The organism is Hansschlegelia zhihuaiae, from assembly GCF_004103825.1.
GTDB lineage: Bacteria > Pseudomonadota > Alphaproteobacteria > Rhizobiales > Methylopilaceae > Methylopila > Methylopila zhihuaiae.
Genome location: NZ_RYFI01000030.1, coordinates 311 through 16,607, shown reverse-complemented (window position 1 = coordinate 16,607; position 16,297 = coordinate 311). Strand labels below are relative to the sequence as shown.

14 protein-coding genes are annotated in these 16,297 nt (G+C 70.7%); 8 read left to right on the top strand and 6 right to left on the bottom strand.

The genetic code is table 11. The annotated features are described in order from the left end of the window. Window positions 1-119 precede the first annotated feature (119 nt). The gene (locus EK403_RS20850; protein ID WP_128779382.1) at window positions 120-3,185 is read left to right on the top strand and encodes an efflux RND transporter permease subunit; all 3,066 of its coding nucleotides are present in this window, start codon (window positions 120-122) and stop codon (window positions 3,183-3,185) included. Window positions 3,186-3,380: 195 nt separating this feature from the next. On the opposite strand, the gene gnd is transcribed toward EK403_RS20850, so the two are convergent. After that, window positions 3,381-4,388, bottom strand: a complete 1,008-nt coding sequence (gene gnd / locus EK403_RS20845) for a phosphogluconate dehydrogenase (NAD(+)-dependent, decarboxylating) (RefSeq protein WP_128779381.1) — start codon at window positions 4,386-4,388, stop codon at window positions 3,381-3,383. A 294-nt stretch (window positions 4,389-4,682) separates the two neighbouring features. Here gnd and EK403_RS20840 point away from each other — a divergent pair, with 294 nt between their 5' ends. The 7 genes from EK403_RS20840 (at window position 4,683) to EK403_RS20810 (ending at window position 11,421) form a co-directional block, all read left to right on the top strand. Beyond that, entirely contained in the window at window positions 4,683-5,687 is a 1,005-nt protein-coding gene (locus tag EK403_RS20840; RefSeq protein WP_128779398.1) for an AAA family ATPase, read from the top strand. A 107-nt stretch (window positions 5,688-5,794) separates the two neighbouring features. Continuing rightward, window positions 5,795-6,691: a DUF58 domain-containing protein gene (locus EK403_RS20835; protein WP_128779380.1), complete on the top strand. Its 897-nt coding sequence runs from the start codon at window positions 5,795-5,797 to the stop codon at window positions 6,689-6,691. Then, window positions 6,678-7,136 carry a DUF4381 family protein gene (locus tag EK403_RS20830; protein WP_128779379.1) on the top strand — a complete coding sequence of 153 codons (459 nt, stop codon included), beginning with the start codon at window positions 6,678-6,680 and terminating at the stop codon, window positions 7,134-7,136. The genes EK403_RS20835 and EK403_RS20830 overlap by 14 nt, the downstream gene beginning before the upstream one ends. Window positions 7,137-7,140: 4 nt before the next feature. Beyond that, window positions 7,141-8,097, top strand: a complete 957-nt coding sequence (locus tag EK403_RS20825; RefSeq protein ID WP_128779378.1) for a VWA domain-containing protein — start codon at window positions 7,141-7,143, stop codon at window positions 8,095-8,097. A 259-nt stretch (window positions 8,098-8,356) separates the two neighbouring features. Beyond that, window positions 8,357-9,292, top strand: a complete 936-nt coding sequence (locus EK403_RS20820; RefSeq protein WP_128779377.1) for a vWA domain-containing protein — start codon at window positions 8,357-8,359, stop codon at window positions 9,290-9,292. A 3-nt stretch (window positions 9,293-9,295) separates the two neighbouring features. Continuing rightward, complete coding sequence (locus EK403_RS20815) at window positions 9,296-10,129, top strand: tetratricopeptide repeat protein (protein WP_128779376.1); 834 nt, start codon at window positions 9,296-9,298, stop codon at window positions 10,127-10,129. Then, the gene (locus EK403_RS20810) at window positions 10,129-11,421 is read left to right on the top strand and encodes a BatD family protein (protein WP_245479835.1); all 1,293 of its coding nucleotides are present in this window, start codon (window positions 10,129-10,131) and stop codon (window positions 11,419-11,421) included. Before EK403_RS20815 ends, EK403_RS20810 begins: the two co-directional genes overlap by 1 nt. A 4-nt stretch (window positions 11,422-11,425) precedes the next feature. Here the strand turns inward: EK403_RS20810 and EK403_RS20805 are convergent, their stop codons facing one another. The 5 genes from EK403_RS20805 to EK403_RS20785 all read right to left on the bottom strand — a co-directional run bounded on the left by EK403_RS20805 (window position 11,426) and on the right by EK403_RS20785 (window position 15,996). After that, window positions 11,426-11,821: a DoxX family protein gene (locus EK403_RS20805; RefSeq protein WP_128779375.1), complete on the bottom strand. Its 396-nt coding sequence runs from the start codon at window positions 11,819-11,821 to the stop codon at window positions 11,426-11,428. 185 nt (window positions 11,822-12,006) lie between these two features. Next, window positions 12,007-13,035 (bottom strand): 2-dehydropantoate 2-reductase, encoded by a 1,029-nt coding sequence (locus EK403_RS20800; protein ID WP_128779374.1) that lies wholly within the window; start codon window positions 13,033-13,035, stop codon window positions 12,007-12,009. A gap of 83 nt (window positions 13,036-13,118) precedes the next feature. Then, complete coding sequence (sucD, locus tag EK403_RS20795; protein WP_128779373.1) at window positions 13,119-14,000, bottom strand: succinate--CoA ligase subunit alpha; 882 nt, start codon at window positions 13,998-14,000, stop codon at window positions 13,119-13,121. A gap of 4 nt (window positions 14,001-14,004) precedes the next feature. After that, the gene (sucC, locus tag EK403_RS20790) at window positions 14,005-15,177 is read right to left on the bottom strand and encodes an ADP-forming succinate--CoA ligase subunit beta (protein WP_128779372.1); all 1,173 of its coding nucleotides are present in this window, start codon (window positions 15,175-15,177) and stop codon (window positions 14,005-14,007) included. 105 nt (window positions 15,178-15,282) lie between these two features. Next, the gene (locus EK403_RS20785; protein WP_128779371.1) at window positions 15,283-15,996 is read right to left on the bottom strand and encodes a GntR family transcriptional regulator; all 714 of its coding nucleotides are present in this window, start codon (window positions 15,994-15,996) and stop codon (window positions 15,283-15,285) included. Window positions 15,997-16,297: the final 301 nt, after the last annotated feature.

Here is a 16,297-nt window from a genome sequence, read left to right as displayed (position 1 = left end):
AGGGTGAGGGGTGCCGGCGGCGCGCTCTCCGGAAACCGCGCAGCCGTCACCCCTCATCCGACCGCCGCTTCGCGGCGGCCACCTTCTCCCTCAAGGGGAGAAGGGAAGAAGCGCCGCTGATGTCGCTCTCCGCCCCGTTCATCAATCGTCCGGTCGGCGCCACGCTGCTCGCGATCGGCCTCGTGCTGGTCGGCTTCGCGGCCTATCTGCGCCTGCCCGTCGCCTCGATGCCGAATGTCGAGTTCCCGGCGATTTTCGTCTCCGCCTCGCGGCCCGGCGCGGCCCCCGACGTCATGGCCTCGACGGTCGCGGCGCCGCTCGAGCGCGCGCTCGGCGCGATCTCGGGGGTGACGGAGCTCACCTCCGCGTCGTCGCTCGGCTCGACCCGGATCGCGATCCAGTTCGATCTCGACCGCAACATCGACGACGCCGCGCGCGACGTTCAGGCGGCGCTGAACCAGGCCCAGGCCGACCTGCCTTCCGACATCCCGAACCTGCCGACCTTCCGCAAGATCAACCCGGCGGCCTTCCCGGTTCTGGTCCTCGCGCTGACCTCCGACACGCTGCCCAAGACCGCGATCTATGACGCCGCCGACAGCGTGCTCGTGCAGCGCCTGTCGCAGGTGAAGGGCGTCGGCGAGGTCAATGTGCAGGGCGCCGAGCAGCCGGCGGTGCGGGTCGCGCTCGACACCGACCGGCTCGCCGCCATGGGGCTCGGGCTCGACGACGTGCGCCAGGCGATCGTCAACGCCAATGTGCTCGCGCCCGTTGGCTCGATCGGCGGCGACGCGCGCAACCTCGCGATCGCGCTAGACGGCGAGCTCGGCTCCGATCCGGACGCCTACCGGGACGTCGTGGTGCGGGTGCAGAGCGGCGTCACGGTCAGGCTCGGCGACGTCGCCGACATCTCGGCCGGCTCCCGAAACTCGCGCACCGCCGGGTGGTTCAACGGCAAGCCCGCGGTGCTGGTCAACGTCACCAAGCAGCCCGCCGCGAACGTGCTCGAGACCGTCGACGGCGTGAAGGCGCTGCTGCCCGAGATTTCACGCTGGATCCCGGCCGGCATCGACGTGACGATCCTTGCCGACCGCACCACCACGATCCGCGCGAGCGTCCACGACATGCAGCTTACTCTCGCGATCTCGATCGCGCTGGTGATGCTGGTCGTGCTGGCTTTTCTCAAGCGGCTCGCCCCGACCTTCGCGGCCGGCGTCACGGTGCCGCTCGCGCTCGCCGGCTCCTTTGCGGGGATGTGGGCGTTCGGCTTCTCGGTCGACAACCTGTCGCTGATGGCGCTCGCGGTCGCGGTCGGCTTCGTGGTCGACGACGCCATCGTCATGATCGAGAACGCCTACCGCAATCTCGAGAAAGGCATGGGCCCGAAGGAGGCCGCGCTCGCCGGCGCCAAGGAGATCGCCTTCACGGTGGTGGCGATCTCGCTGTCGCTGATCGCGGCCTTCATCCCGCTGCTCTTCATGGGCGGGCTCGCGGGCCGGCTGTTCTACGAGTTCTCGATGACGCTGGTGTTCGCCATCCTGGTCTCGACGGTCGTGTCTTTGACCGTGACGCCAATGATCTGCGGCCAGTTTCTGAAGCCGGAAAGTAAGGAGAAGCGGCGCGGCGTCGTGGACCGCGTCGCCGACGCCTACGCCCGGTCGCTCGGCCTCGCCATGCGCGTCCCCTGGCTGATGGCGCTGGTCATGCTCGCGGCGGCCGCGCTCACGGTGAAGCTCTATATCGACACGCCGAAAGGCTTCTTCCCGCGCGACGACGTCGGCCTCGTCAACGCCTTCACGCAAGGGTCGCCCGACGCCTCCTTCGAGCAGATGTCGGCGCTGATGAAGCGGGCCGCCGACATCATCGCGGCCGATCCGGCGGTGGAGTCGGTCGCGCCGTCGCTCGGCGGCGGGCGCGGCGTCTCGAACCAGGGCCGCATCCAGATCGCGCTGAAGCCGCCCGGCGAGCGGCCGTCCGCGCAGGTCGTGGTCGAGCGCCTGCGCAAGCCGCTGAACGAGATCGCGGGGCTGCGGGTGTTCCTCAACCCCCAGCAGGAGATCCGCGCCGGCGCGCGCGAGGGGCGCTCGCAATACCAGTTCACGCTCTGGTCGCGCGACCTCGACCGGCTGCAGGAGGCTGCGCCGCGGGTCGTCGAGCGCCTCCGCGCGATCCCGTCGCTGCGCGACGTCGCTACCGACCGGGAGGCCAACGGCATCGACCTGCTGATCGACATCGACCGGGAGGCGGCGGCGAGGCTCGGCGTATCGATCGAGGACATCGACGCCGCGCTCAACACCGCGTTCTCGCAGCGCCAGATCTCGGTGATCTACGGCCGCCGCAACCAGTATCGCGTGGTGATCGAGGCCGACCCGAAGACCGCCCGCGACAGCGTCGACGTCATCAATCTGCACATCCCGGCGAATGACGGCGCGCAGATCCCGCTGTCCTCGGTCGCGACCATGACGCGGCAGGTGGCGCCGCTGGTCGTCAACCACCAGGGTCAGTACCCGTCGATCACCATCACTTACAACGTTGCCGCCGACTCCTCGGCCGGCGAGGCCGCGGCCCTCGTCGCCCGCGCGGTCGCCGAGATGCGGCTTCCCGACGGCGTCGAGGCCGAGTTCGCCGGCGACGCGGCGGCGTTGACCCGGGCGGTCGGCAGCCAGCCGATGATGATCCTCGGCGCGCTGCTGGTGATCTATCTCGTGCTCGGAGTGCTCTATGAGAGCTACGTCCACCCGCTGACCATCCTGTCGACGCTGCCGCCCGCCGGCCTCGGCGCGCTGCTCGCGCTCAACGCCGTCGGCGACGAACTGACCGTGATCGCGATGATCGGCATCATCCTGCTGATCGGCCTCGTGAAGAAGAACGGCATCATCCTGGTGGACTTCGCGCTCGAGGCCGAGCGGGCGCAGGGCCTGTCTCCCCGCGAGGCCATCGTCGAGGCGGCGCGGGTGCGCTTCCGCCCGATCCTGATGACGACCTTCGCGGCGCTGCTCGGCGCGCTGCCGCTCGCCTTCGGGGAGGGTCCGGGCTCGGAGCTCCGTCGCCCGCTCGGGATTGCGATCGTGGGCGGGCTCGTCGTCAGCCAGGCGCTGACGCTCTACACGACGCCCGCCATCTACCTGCTGCTGGATAAGCTGCGGCGGCGGAAGCGCCGCGAGGCGGAGCTGCAGGCGGCTGAGTGAACGCGGACAGCGTTCGAGCAACGGCTACGAAGATCGCCCCTCGGACATAAGACACGCCGTCGTCCTCCGGCTTGTCCGAAGGACCCATCTTCGACGTGGAGCTCGACGTCAGCCATGGATCCTCCGGACAAGCCGGAGGATGACGAGCTTTATCGGTCGGACGGTCGCGCTTTCGCGCGCGACCTGTCCCTTCGCTCACGTTCTCGCCTTCTTGATCTCGCCCACGCCCTTCGGCGCCTCGGCGTGGCCGCCGAACTGGAAGCGCATGGCGGAGAGCATGCGGTCGGCGAAGGACTGGTCCTGACGCGAGCGGAAGCGGGCGAACAGCGCAGCGGCGAGCACCGGTGTCGGCGCCGCCTCCTCGATCGCGGCCTCGATGGTCCAGCGTCCCTCGCCGGAATCGGCGACACGCCCCTCGAAGCCGTCGAGCGCGGGGTCCGCCGCAAGCGCGTTGGCGGTCAGGTCGAGCAGCCAGGACGACACCACGCTGCCGCGCCGCCAGACTTCGGCGACGTCGGCCACGTCGATCTCGTAGCGGCGATCCTCCGGCAGATCCTTCGAAGACTTGTTGCGGAGGATGTCGAAACCCTCGGCATAGGCCTGCATCAGGCCGTACTCGATGCCGTTGTGGACCATCTTCACGAAATGCCCGGAACCTGCTGGCCCACAATGCATATAGCCCTGCGTCACCCGCGGGTCCCTTGCCTCGCGGCCGGGCGTCGGCGGGATTTCTCCGGCCCCCGGCGCAAGCGTCTTGAAGATCGGGTCGAGCCGCTCGACGACCGTCGTTTCCCCGCCGATCATCAGGCAATAGCCGCGCTCGCGGCCCCAGACGCCGCCGGACGTGCCGACGTCGACATAATGCAGGCCCTTGGCCTTCAGTTCGCCGGCGCGGCGGATGTCGTCCTTGTAGAAGGAGTTCCCGCCGTCGATCACGACGTCGTCCGGCGACATCGCCTCGGTGAGCGCGGCGACGGCCTTCGCGGTGATCTCGCCCTCGGGCAGCATCACCCACACCGCCCGCGGGGCCGTCAGCGACGCGACCAACTCCGCGACCGATCCTGCGGCCGTGGCGCCCTCGCCGGCGAGCCGCTCGGTCGCAGCCTTGTCGACGTCGTGCACCACGCAGTCGTGGCCGGCGTCCATCAGCCGCCGCGCGATGTTGCCGCCCATTCGGCCGAGGCCGATGACACCGATCTGCATGCTGAGGACCCCGCGCCTTCGGGCAAATCGCCCATGTTCGTCCGGCACGGAGCAGATATGCTCGACTCCCGGACTGTCGAGCCGCGGAGCCGTCGCCGGGCGTGCGGCGTTTCGCATCCGCCGCGAAGCGGTCGTGCGGGATTGACGGATCGACGCAGAAAGGCGTGATCTCTTACAAAGCCCCCAAGAAGGCTGGCGCGACGAGGACGTCGGAGGAAACATGGCAGTCGCCGCAGTGGGATGGGCGTCGATCGGCGCCCAAGAGTGGCGTTTCCGCTTGGCGGCGGCGCATTCATGAACGTGCAGGACAAGGCGCCGGCCGCGGCCCGCCAGACCGCGGACGCGTCGCTGCGCGATCGGCTCGGGACGCTCCGGACGGGACTCGAAAACGGCCTCATCGGCGCCTCGGGGCTCGTGGAGCGGCTGCTGATCGGGCTGCTGACCGGCGGCCATGTGCTGGTCGAGGGCGCGCCGGGACTTGCGAAGACGCGCGCCGTGAAGCGGCTGTCGGCGGGCCTCGACGCCTCCTTCGCCCGCATCCAGTGCACCCCCGACCTGATGCCCGCGGACCTCACCGGCACGACCGTGTGGCGGCCCGACCAGGGGCGCTTCGAGTTCCTGTCCGGACCGATCTTCCACTCGCTGGTGCTGGTCGACGAGATCAACCGCGCGCCGCCCAAGGTGCAGTCCGCGCTGCTCGAGGCGATGGCGGAGCGGCAGGTGACGGCGGGCTCCAACACCTATCCTCTGCCGGACCCCTTCATGGTGGTGGCGACCCAGAACCCGATCGAGCACGAGGGCACCTTCCCGCTGCCCGAGGCGCAGCTCGACCGCTTCCTGCTGCATGTCGTGGTGGGGCTGCCCGACCAGGCGTCCGAGCGCCGGATCCTCGACCTCGTCGAACGCGAGGCCACGGGCCACGAGGAGGCGATGCCGCTCCGGCTCTCCGGCGACGAGGTCAGGCGCGCGCGCCGCGACGTCGCCGACGTCCATCTCGCGCCGGCGCTCAAGGACTACATCGTGCGGATCGTGTCGGCGACGCGCGACCCCGACACCGTGCCGGACGTGCGGCGCGCGATCGAATATCCGGTCTCGCCGCGTGGCACGCTGTCGCTCGCCGCCGCCTCGAAGGCGCGCGCCTATCTCCACGGCCGCGACCACGTCACGCCCGACGACGTCGCGGATCTCGCGGCCGACGCGCTGGCGCACCGCCTCGTGCTGACGTGGCGGGCCGCCGCCGACGGTCGCACGGCGCGCGACCTTGTCGGTCCGCTGCTCGACGCCGTGAGGCCGGTGTGAGCCGGATGGGACGGGCATGAGCGCGAAGAAAGGCTGCAGTTTCACGATCGTCGAGGGCGTCTGAGCGGCCATGCGACACGATCGTCCAGCGAGAGCTTGAAGCGGGGATGGAAGCGGCTGCTGTCCCCGGCGTCGACCTCGACGCGCAGGCGCTGATGGGCCTCCGGCACCTGACCGGACGCGCCCCGGCGACGTCCGCGCGGCGGCTCGCGGCGCGGCCGGGCGGCATCGTCACCCGCCGGCGCGGCCGCGGCAGCGAGATCGACGACGTCCGGATCTGGATCGACGGCGATGACATCCGCCATATCGACCGGAACTCGACGGCCCGCACCGGCGTGCTGCACACCCGCACCTTCCGCGACGAGCGCGAGCGCGCCGTGCTGCTGGTCGCGGACTTTCGGCCGTCCATGCTGTTCGGTACGCGTCGCGCCTTTCGCTCGGTCGCGGCTGCGGAAGCGCTCGCGATGGTCGGCTGGCGGGCGGTCGCCGAAGGCGGGCGCATCGGCCTGATCGCGATCGGCGCCGCGGAACCGGCCTTCGTCCGGCCCAAGGGCGGCGAGCGGGCGATGAGCGGCGTGGTCGGGGTCATGTCGCGCGCCCACGCCGACGCGCTCGGCGTGGCCGACCGCGAGGACCCGGCGCTCTGCGACGCGCTGGAGACCGCGGTCGGCGCGCTGCCGCGCGGTGGCCACCTGATCCTGGCGAGCGGCCTCGACCGACCCGGCGACCGCTTCGACGAGGTGATCCGGGCCGCCGTCTCGCGGGTCTCGGTCACTGTCCTGCTGGTCGCCGACGCCTTCGAGCGCGACGCGCCGCGCGGCGCCTACGCCTTCGCGACCCGCGACGGCCGGTCAGGCTGGCTTTCTGGCCGCCGGCGCGAGACCCGCGCTGACGAACGCGAGGCGAGGCTCTCCGCCCTCGGCGTCCCGGTGATTCCGATTGAGGCGGCCGCGGGACCGGAACGCGTCGCGCCGATGCTGGAGCGCATCGATGCCGCCCGATGATCCGCTCGCCGGGCTGAGGGCGCTGCGACTCCCGCCCGAAACGCCGTCGCTCTGGTCCGACGTCGGCTTCGCGGTCGCTGCGGGCCTTGCGCTCGCAGTGCTGGCGTCGCTGCTGCTGCGCGCGTTCTTCCGACCGAAACGCTCGCTCCGCGCCTCCGCGCTCGAGGCGCTCGAGCAGGCGAAGGCCCTGCCCTCCGCCGAGCGCCGCGCCGCGCAGGCGGCGCTGCTGCGGCGCGTCGTGCGCACCGTCGAGGGCGACGAGGCGGCCCGCGCCGTAGGTCTCGAATGGGGCCGCACCCTCGACCGTGTGTTCTCGACCGACCTGTTCGGGTCGCGCGCCGGCCGGGTGTTCGTCGACGGGCTCTACGCGCCGCCGACGGCCGCCAATAACGACGAGGCGCTCGACCGCGAGCTCGACGGCCTGATCCGCGGCATGAGGCGCTAGCGCGATGTGGCAGTTCGCGGCGCCGCTGTTCTTTCTGCTGCTGCCCCTGCCTTTTCTGGCGGCTTGGCTGCTGCCGGCGGACGCCAAGGTCGGCGGCGCCCTGAGGGTGCCGGGTACGGTCGCCGCCTCGCATGGCGCGGCCGATCCCTCCTCGGTCGCGACCGGCGGCCGCCGGATCGTCGCCTGGATCGCCTGGATCGCGCTCGTCACCGCGCTGGCGGGCCCCCGCGTGGTGTTGCCGGCCTCGGCATTGCCGACCACGGGCCGCGACCTGATGGTCGTGCTCGACCTGTCGGGCTCCATGGAGCGCACCGACTTCTCGCTCGACGGCCGGACGGTGCGCCGGCTCGACGCCATGAAGGCGGTCGCCGCGAGCTTCATCCGCGGCCGCGCCGGCGACCGGGTGGGCCTCATCGCCTATGCGGACCAGACCTATGTGGTCTCGCCGCCGAGCTACGACGTCGAGGCGGTGGCGCGCGCGCTCGACGGCTTCGCCATCGGCCTCGTGGGCCGCTCGACCGCGATCGGCGACGGTCTCGGGCTGGCGCTGAGACGCCTGTCCGCGACCGAGGCGAAGTCCCGTGTCGTGCTGCTGCTGTCCGACGGGGTGAACAACGCCGGAGTTTCGGCGCCGCGTGACGTCGCGACCCTCGCGCGGGAGATGAATGTGCGCGTGCACACCATCGCCATGGGCCCGCGCGACGTTGGCCAGGGCGACGGCAACCCGGACGTCGTCGACGTCAAGACGCTGAAGGACATCGCCGAGACCGCGGGCGGGCGGTCCTTCTGGGTCAAGACCACCGATGACCTCAAGGCCGCCATGGCCGCGATCGACGAGGTCGAGCCCACGCGCGGCCTCGCGCCCCCCGCCCCGATTTGGCGCGAGCTCTGGCCCTGGCCCGCCTCACTCGCCTTCCTCGCGACAGCCGCGACGGCGCTGGTCAGGAGGCGAGCGGGATGAGCGCACAGATCTCCCGGCCGCCCACCCGATATCCCTCCCCTTGCAAAGGGGAGGGTGGCCCGGCGCAGCCGGGTCGGGTGGGGATCGCGCAGAATCGAGCTCCGCGCCCCAAGTCCCCTCCCGGCCCCTCGCTTCGCTCGGGTCCACCCTCCCCGCGCCAAATCCGCTGTTGCGGATTTGGCCAGCCAGGAAGGCTCAAGTCGGAAACATCCGACTTGAGCGCGCGGGGCAGAGAGAAGGGCGCTCCGGTGGCACGTCGATGATCGACCTGTTCGGCCTTGCGCTGCTGCGCCCCTGGTGGCTGCTCGGCCTGCCGGTCGCGGTCGCCGTCGCCTTCGTGGCCGTGAAACAGTCGGGCGGCGTCGGGGACTGGCGGCGGGCGGTCGACGCCCATCTGCTCGACGCCCTGGCGAAGCGCGGCGGCGTGGTCGCGGGCAGAGGCCGGGGGGCGCTCGTCGCGGCGATCGCCTGCGCGCTGATCGCGCTCGCGCTGGTGGGACCCGCGACCGAACGCAGCGACGCCTTGACGTTCCGCAACCTCGACACCGTGATCCTCGCGCTCGACCTCTCTCGCTCGGTCGCGGAGAGCCCGGAATTCCGCGACGCCAAGATCGCGGCGCTCTCGACCGCCGAGGCCGCCGGCGCGCGGCAGGTCGCGGTCATCGCCTTCGCGGGCGACGCCTATCTGGTCGCGCCGCCGACGACCGACCGCAAGGGGCTCGAGACCACCCTGTTCGCGCTCGACGGCCAGACCGTGCCGGACGCCGGCAGCGCGCCGACGCGCGCGCTCGGCCTCGCGCGCCAGACGCTGAAGGAGGCTGGCGCGGTCGCGGGCGATGTCGTGCTAATCAGCGACGGCGGCGGGATCGACGAGGGCACGCGGGGAGAAGCGCGGGGCCTTGCGGCCAACGGTCACGCGCTGCACGCGCTGTTCGTGACGCCCAAGACCCCGACCGACGCCCCGCCCGGCCCCAAGACCGCCGGCCGGCCCGAGCTCGAGGCGCTGGCCTCGCTCGGCGGCGGAGCCTCGGGCGCGGCCTCCGACCCAAAGCCGGTCGAGGACCGCATGGCGGCGCGGCCGGCCGAACGGCTCGGCCCGGGCTCGTACGCCTCGCTGGTCTGGTTCGACTATGGCCGCTGGCTGCTTTTGCTCGCAGCCTTCCCTGCCCTTCTGCTGTTCCGGCGGGGAGGCTGAGCGGTGGCGCGCTCAGCCCTTTTGCTCGGCGTCGCCGTGATCGCGCTTGTCGTAACGACGCCGGCCGAGCGGATCGGTCGGGCGCTTTACGAGGCGGGCGCTCCGAGGCTCGCCGGACCGTTGCTCGACGGTCAGGTCTGGGACGGCGCCACGCTCTACGCCCAGGGTCGCTTCGCCGAAGCGGCCGCCGCCTTCCGCGGAGCCCCGTTCGAGGGCGCGGAATACAACGGCGGCACGGCGCTTGCGAGGGCCGGCCGCCTGCCCGAGGCGATCCGCGCGCTCGAGGCCGCGCTCCAGCAAAACCCGAACGACGAGGACGCTCGCTACAACCTCGCTCTGGTCGAGGCGCTGAAGGCGAAGCGCGACAGCGACCGGCGCGAGACGTCGGGCGCCGCCAATGCCGACGCCGCGCAGCAGAAGCGCGCCGGGGCCGAGAATCTCGGCGAGAACGACATGAACTCGACCGGCGAAGGCATGGCGGGCGATCGCGATTCCGGTCGCGAGGCCCAAAGCTCTGGCCGGGCGCAGGTGGCGCGCACAGGCCGCGCGGAGCAGTCGAGGGTCGACGAACGCGGCGGTCAGGCGCGCGGGTCGGTCGGCGCCTCGGAGGGGGGCGGCCGAACCGGCCGCGAGCGCGCCAAGGTCGCGGAATCCTTCGAGCAGTTGGTGAAGTTGCCGAAAAAGAGCTACAGCCAGCAGACCGTCTTCGCCTCGCCGCAATGGCTCGAGACGCTGTCCGACGAGCCCGGCCGCTACCTGCGGTTCAAGCTCGAAGCGGAGCGCGAGCGGCGGGCGGAGCGCGGCGTCGCGGCGCCTTCCATGACGGACCCGTGGTGATGCGCGTCAGAACCCTGATCGCGGCGCTGACCGCCTGCCTCATGCCTCTCCTGTCGGCCAAGGCGCAGACCCAGCCGCAGCAGGAGCGGTCGATCTTCGACGACGTCCGCCTCGAGGTCGTTCCCGAGACCAAAGGCGCCGATCCCTTTCCGAACGAGCTCGTGCTGCTTCGCATCCGGGGCGTCTACCGGCCGCTGGTCAACATCTCCCATCTGGTGCAGCCCTCGCTCGTCAATTTCGGCTGGACCAACCTCACGCGCGACACGAGCTTCGACGCCGAGTTCGACGGTTTTCCCGCGCGGGGCTTCGAGCGCACCCTCGCGGTGTTCCCCGAAAAAACCGGCGAGCTCGAGATCGGCAGCTTCGTGCACAAGCTGACCGTCGTCGACGGGTCCGGCTACCGGTTGGTCGAGGTGCGCTCGCCGCCCATCAAGCTCAATGTCGCGGAGTGGCGGGGGCCGGGCGGCCCCAAGGATCCGAACCGCTGGTGGCTGCCGTCGAGCGAGGTGCGCGTCACCGACCATTGGTCGGCCGACCCGAACCATGTCGCACGCGGCGAGACGATCCGGCGCACCGTCACCATCGAGGCCGACGGCGTGACAGCCGAGCAACTCCCGCCGCCGCCGGTGATGCGTTCGTCCGGCGTGATCAGCTTCCGCGGGCCGATCGATCGCGAGACGCGCGTGACAGAGGCCGGCCCTGTCGCGCGGGCGGTCTATCGGTGGGACATGCGCCCGACCACGGCCTTTCCGGCGATCGTCGAGGCGATCCCGGTGCCGTGGTTCGACACCAGGAGCCGGACGCTGCGCGAGACCATGATCCCGGCCCAGAGGATGGCGTGGGCGGCGGTCGGACCGGCCGCCGAGCAGGCGACGCCTGGCCAGGACAAGCCATCGGGACTGATCGTCGCCGGCGCGGGAGCCCTCGCCTTCGTCGCAGGCCTTGCGGCGCTGCTCGTCGGGACCGGGGCGGGTTCCGGGCTGCCGTCGCCTCCGCCCCGCGCCCTTCTCGCGCTGAAGCTCGCGGCGTGGCGCGGCGACGCCGCCGGCGTCCGCGCCGCGATCACGGCGCTTGCGCGCGGCGACCGCGCCGCGGGCTGGACGTCCGACCCGGGCGTCCGGTCAGGCCTCGCGGACCTCGACCGTCATCTGTTCGACGCCGCGGCCGCGCCGAAGCCCAATCTCAGGCGGCTCGCGAAGGCGGTCCACGCCGCCCGACGGAAAGCGGCCGTGGCGGCGCGGCCGGCCCCGTCGGGGCTCGCGCCTCTCGACGGGCCGATTCGTCTGGTCTGAAGCCTCAGACCGCCCTGCCCTTCGCGCGCATGGCGTCGACGCTCCACGGGCCAGGTCCCGCGAAGAAGATGTAGAGGAATACGAAGCAATAGAGCGCCGCGAGCTCGCCTTTGTTGATGATCGGATAGAAGCCCTGCGGCGCGTGGGCGATGAAATAGGCCGCCGCCGCCATACCGGACATGATGAAGGCCGCGGGACGGCTGAACAGTCCGATCGCAAGCAGCGCGCCGCCGATCAGCTCGATCGCGCCGGCGATCGTGGTCATTGTCGACAACGGGTTCGCGGGCAGCGGAAAGCTGAGCAGCTTCTGGGTGCCGTGCTGCATGAAGAGCAGCGCGGACATGATACGCAGCACGCTCAGCACGCGCGGCGCCCAGGCGGTCAAGGCGGCGAAATTCATGGCTTTCCCTTCTCGGTCACACGTCGCTCGTTTGTGGTTCTAGCGACGATACCGAATTTGGCGAGCGACGGCGCCGCAATGTGTCCAGTGCAGAAGCCGCACGACCTCGTGAGCCGACCCCTCAAATGCGAAGCGCCCCGGCGATCGGATGTCGCCGGGGCGCTTGCGCGTCTTTCGGTCGGCCGTCAGCCCGCCGCAGCGACCCGTTCAGATTCGGCCGGGGCCTCTTCCGGGAAGGTCGGATAGACGTTGAACGACCGCCCCATCTGCTTCGCGAGCGCCAGCACGGCGTCGATGAAAGGCGTCTGGACGCCGACTAGCCGGCCCATCTCCTGGACGGAGGACAGCAGCGCGTCGAGCTCCAGCGCCTTGCCGGCCTCGAGATCCTGCAGCATCGAGGTGCGGTGCGCGCCGACCTTCGCCGCTCCGTTGATGCGGCGCTCGACGTCGACCTTGAAGGTCGCGCCGAGTTTCTCGCCGATCGCCTGCGCCTCCAGCATCATCTTTTTCGAGAGCTCGCGCGTGCCGGGGTCGGTCGCCACGACGTCGAGCGTCGCCCGGGTCAGGGCAGAGATCGGATTGAAGCAGAGATTGCCCCAGAGCTTCAGCCAGATGTCGTCGCGGATGTCGTCATAGTAGCGCGCCTTCAGGCCGCCGGCCTCGAGCGCGTCGCCGAAAGCCTTCAGCCGGTCGGTCTTCTGGCGGTTCGGCTCGCCGAGGCCGAACGTGTCTCCATAGGTGTGCTTGATGACGCCGGGCTCGGTGATCTCGGTGGCCGGATAGACGGTCGAACCGATGACGCGCTCGGGCCCGATCGCTTTCCATTGGCGGTCGCCGGGATCGACGGTCTGGAGCCGCAGGTCCTTGTACGGACCCTCGAGGCCGTAGAAATACCACCACGGCACGCCGTTCTGGGCGGTCACGACGGCGGTGTTCGGGCCGAGCAGCGGCGCCATGTCCTCGGCCGACTCCCAGGCCTGGTGCGACTTCAGGCCAACCACCACGAAGTCCTGCGGCCCGAGCTCCGCCGCGACCTTGGTGGCCGGCATCTCGGCCACCTTCTCCTCGCCATTGATGATGAGCTTCAGGCCGCGCTCGCGGATCGCCGCGAGATGAGGGCCGCGGGCGATCAGCGAGACGTCGATTCCCGCCTGCTTCATCATCACGGCCATGTAGCCGCCGATCGCCCCCGCGCCGTAAATGCAGATCTTCATGACAATGGTGTCCTTGTCCGGATGGTCCGTCGCGGCGCGCGGAGGCCGCGGACGAATGAGGAAAGCCTGGGCGTTACGGCCCGCTAATGCGTCCGGCCGAGGGCCTCGGCGATCGTGCGGCCGACCAGATGGGCGCTCGGCGCGATCCTGACGCCGGCCCGCTCGAGCGCCGCGACCTTGGCGGCGGCGTCGCCCGCCGCCCCGAAGGTCAGCGCGCCGGCGTGGCCCATCCGGCGCTCGCGCGGCGCGTGGGCGCCCACCACCAGCGCGACGACCGGCTTCTGGGCCTTGGTCTCGGCCAGATAGTCGGCGACCTCCTGCTCCTCATAGCCGCCGATCTCGCCGATCAGCACGAGCCCGTGAGTGTCGTCGTCGCCGAGGAACAGCTCGACGCAGTCGCGCATCGAAAACCCGTGAATCGCATCGCCGCCGACGCCGACCGTCGTGGACTGGCCGAGGCCGGCGGCCGAGACCTGGGCCACCACCTCGCTCGTCAGCGAAGCCGAGCGCGACACGATGCCGACATGGCCCGGACGTTCCGAACCCGTGGCCATCACGCCAAGCTTGCAGACGCCGGGCGCGAGCACGCCCTGGCTGTTCGCGCCGACGAGCCGCGTGCGCGAGCCCTTCAGCGCGTCCTTGACCCGCACCATGTCGAGCACCGGCACGCGCTCGGTCACGGCGACGACCAGCGGCATCTCGGCCTCGATCGCCTCGATCATGGCGGCGGCGGCCGTCGCGGGCGGCACGAAGACGATGGAGGCGTTGGCGCCGGTCTCCGACATCGCGGCCGCGACGCCGTCGAAGATCGGCAGGTTGAGGTGCGAGCGGCCGCCCTTGCCGGGCCGCACGCCGCCGACGACCGTCGAGCCGTACTCCATCATGGCGGCGGTGTGGTGGGTGCCGGCCCAGCCAGTCATCCCCTGGCTCAGGACTTTCGTGTCCTTGTCGAGCAGGATCGCCATCTGTTCAGGCCCTCCCCGCCGCGACCGCGACCGCGCGCTCGGCCGCCGCGCCCATGTCCGGCGCCTCGATCACCGAACAGCCGAAGCTCTTCAACCGGTAGCGGCCGAGCTCGGCGTTCTGTCCGGCGAGCCGCACCACGATCGGCACCTTGCGGCCGGAGCGCCTGAGCGCGATGCCGAGCCCCTCGGCGATTGTGTCGCAGGACTGCATGCCGCCGCCATGGACGTTGATCAGCAGCGTCTTGATGCTCGGATTGTCGAGCAGCAGGATGAAGCCGTGGGCGATGTCGAGGCTGCGCGCAGTCGTCCGCACGTCCATGAAATTCGCCGGGCGGCCGCCTGCGGCCTTCACCATGTCGAGCGTCGCGAGGCCGAGGCCGGCGCCGTTCGACACGAGGCCGATGTCGCCGTCGAGCTGGACGAAATTGAGCTGGTCGCGATGGGCCGAGAGCTTGATGCGGTTCGCATCGTCCTCGTCGCGGAGTGACGCGAGGTCCGGATGGCGGAACAGCGCGTTGTCGTCGACCTGCATCTTGACGTCGAGCGCCTTCAGTTCGCCGGATGGCAGCACGGCGAGCGGGTTGATCTCGATGAGGCTGGCGTCGAGCTCGACGAAGGCGCGCCGAAGCCCCTCGACCAAGTCGACGCCCGCCTCGTTCGAGGGGCCGTCGAGCCCGATCTTCTGCAGGAAGGCCGCGACCTCGGTCCGGTCCGCCGGACCGGACACGGACAGCGCGACCTTCTCCTGTTTGAGCTCGCCGCGCCGGGCGCGCTCCTCGACGCCCTCCCCGCCGCCCGCGCTGCCGACCGCCACGAGACCGCCCGAGGCCGGATCGATCAGCAGCGCGAGATGAAGCGAGCGCTCGGCCGTCACGCCCTCCTCGACATAGACGCGCCGGACGGTCTCGCCGCCCTCGTCGGTCTGGGCGGTGACGAGCCTCTGGCCGATCAGGTCGGCGGCCGCGGCCCGCGCCATCGAGGGGCCGTGGACGATCCTGACGCCGCCCGCCTGCAGCCGCTCGCCGGCGTGGATCTGCGCCTTGACGGCGATGCGCTGCGCGCCGAGGTCGCGGGCGATCGCCTCGGCCTCGTCGGGGGTGAGCGCCACGACGCCGCGCGGGATCGGCAGCCCGTATTCCACGAGCAGTCGTTTCGCCTGGAATTCGTGAAGCCGCATCGGCCGCGTCTCCCTCCCGTGGCGGGCGCGCTGACGACGCCTCTGCCTGGCATATAGAATGCCACCGCGTCCTCGCGGGGCAATTGCGCGTTCGGTCGCGCGACTTCAGTCGAAGATGTCGCCGTGCTCCTCGACATAGCGCGCAAGACCAAGCGTGTGCTCGCGCGACAGTCTCTCGGCCGCGTCCACGTCGCGCCGCTCCACCGCCTCAATGATCGCGAGATGGTCCGACATCGAGCGCGTCGCGCGGTCGTCGCGGCCGATCGTGATCTGCCGGATGCCGCGCACATGCATGAAGATGTTCGAGGTTATCTCGATCAGCGTCCCCGAGCCCGACAGCTGCACCAGCGCCTGGTGGAACTCGACATTGGCGGCCGAATATTCGTTCAGGAAGTCGGCCGGAGGATGCGCCTCGTCGAAATTCTCGAACAAATGGCGAAGCCTGCCGATTGCGTCGTCGGACGCCCTCTCGCAGGCGAGCCGCGCCGCCATGCTCTCGAGCGCGGCCCAGGCCTCGACCATCTCGATGACCTCGCGGCGCGTCTTTTTCAGCACCATGATGCCGCGCCGGGGCATCGACTTCACGAAGCCCTCCTGCTCGAGCATCGCGACGGCCTCGCGCACGGGCGTGCGGCTGACCCCGAGCTTTTCGGACAGCTGCCGCTCGTCGAGCCAGGTGGGCTCAGAGCCGGAATAGATGTCCATGTTGACGATGGCCTGCTTGAGGGCCGCGTAGACCTTGGTCTTGTAGGTCTGCTCCGGCGCGAAGCGCTCCAGGACGAGAGCCCCGTTCGGATCTTCCCCGACAGGCAGGCGCATGGTCGATCTCAACTGCGGCGCTCCCATGTTCCGCGCGCGGGCAACAGCGATGTTGTAACGCGATCGGCGAGGAAATCGCTGACCACGATTGCAGGTTACGCCCACTGGCATATGCCACGCCATAGCAAAAAGGGCGACCATGACGGCCGCCCTTTAGATTTACTTACGAGGCGTTTCTGCCGATCTGAACGGCCGTCAGAAGGCAGCGCCTGCGACCAGGCGCGGACGCTCCTGCTCCTGGCCCTTCAGCAGTTCGACGAGGGTTTTTCCGAGCCGCGCCGGGGACGGCGACACCCGCACT

Excerpts from the sequence above, each read along its gene's own strand:
- EK403_RS20810 (WP_245479835.1), top strand. The coding sequence starts at position 10,129 with ATGCGCGTCAGAACCCTGATCGCGGCGCTGACCGCCTGCCTCATGCCT.
- EK403_RS20830 (WP_128779379.1), top strand. The coding sequence starts at position 6,678 with ATGCCGCCCGATGATCCGCTCGCCGGGCTGAGGGCGCTGCGACTCCCG.
- EK403_RS20850 (WP_128779382.1), top strand. The coding sequence starts at position 120 with ATGTCGCTCTCCGCCCCGTTCATCAATCGTCCGGTCGGCGCCACGCTG.
- sucC (WP_128779372.1), bottom strand. The coding sequence starts at position 15,177 with ATGCGGCTTCACGAATTCCAGGCGAAACGACTGCTCGTGGAATACGGG.
- EK403_RS20820 (WP_128779377.1), top strand. The coding sequence starts at position 8,357 with ATGATCGACCTGTTCGGCCTTGCGCTGCTGCGCCCCTGGTGGCTGCTC.
- EK403_RS20805 (WP_128779375.1), bottom strand. The coding sequence starts at position 11,821 with ATGAATTTCGCCGCCTTGACCGCCTGGGCGCCGCGCGTGCTGAGCGTG.
- EK403_RS20835 (WP_128779380.1), top strand. The coding sequence starts at position 5,795 with ATGGAAGCGGCTGCTGTCCCCGGCGTCGACCTCGACGCGCAGGCGCTG.
- EK403_RS20785 (WP_128779371.1), bottom strand. The coding sequence starts at position 15,996 with ATGCGCCTGCCTGTCGGGGAAGATCCGAACGGGGCTCTCGTCCTGGAG.
- EK403_RS20840 (WP_128779398.1), top strand. The coding sequence starts at position 4,683 with ATGAACGTGCAGGACAAGGCGCCGGCCGCGGCCCGCCAGACCGCGGAC.
- sucD (WP_128779373.1), bottom strand. The coding sequence starts at position 14,000 with ATGGCGATCCTGCTCGACAAGGACACGAAAGTCCTGAGCCAGGGGATG.
- EK403_RS20800 (WP_128779374.1), bottom strand. The coding sequence starts at position 13,035 with ATGAAGATCTGCATTTACGGCGCGGGGGCGATCGGCGGCTACATGGCC.
- EK403_RS20825 (WP_128779378.1), top strand. The coding sequence starts at position 7,141 with ATGTGGCAGTTCGCGGCGCCGCTGTTCTTTCTGCTGCTGCCCCTGCCT.
- gnd (WP_128779381.1), bottom strand. The coding sequence starts at position 4,388 with ATGCAGATCGGTGTCATCGGCCTCGGCCGAATGGGCGGCAACATCGCG.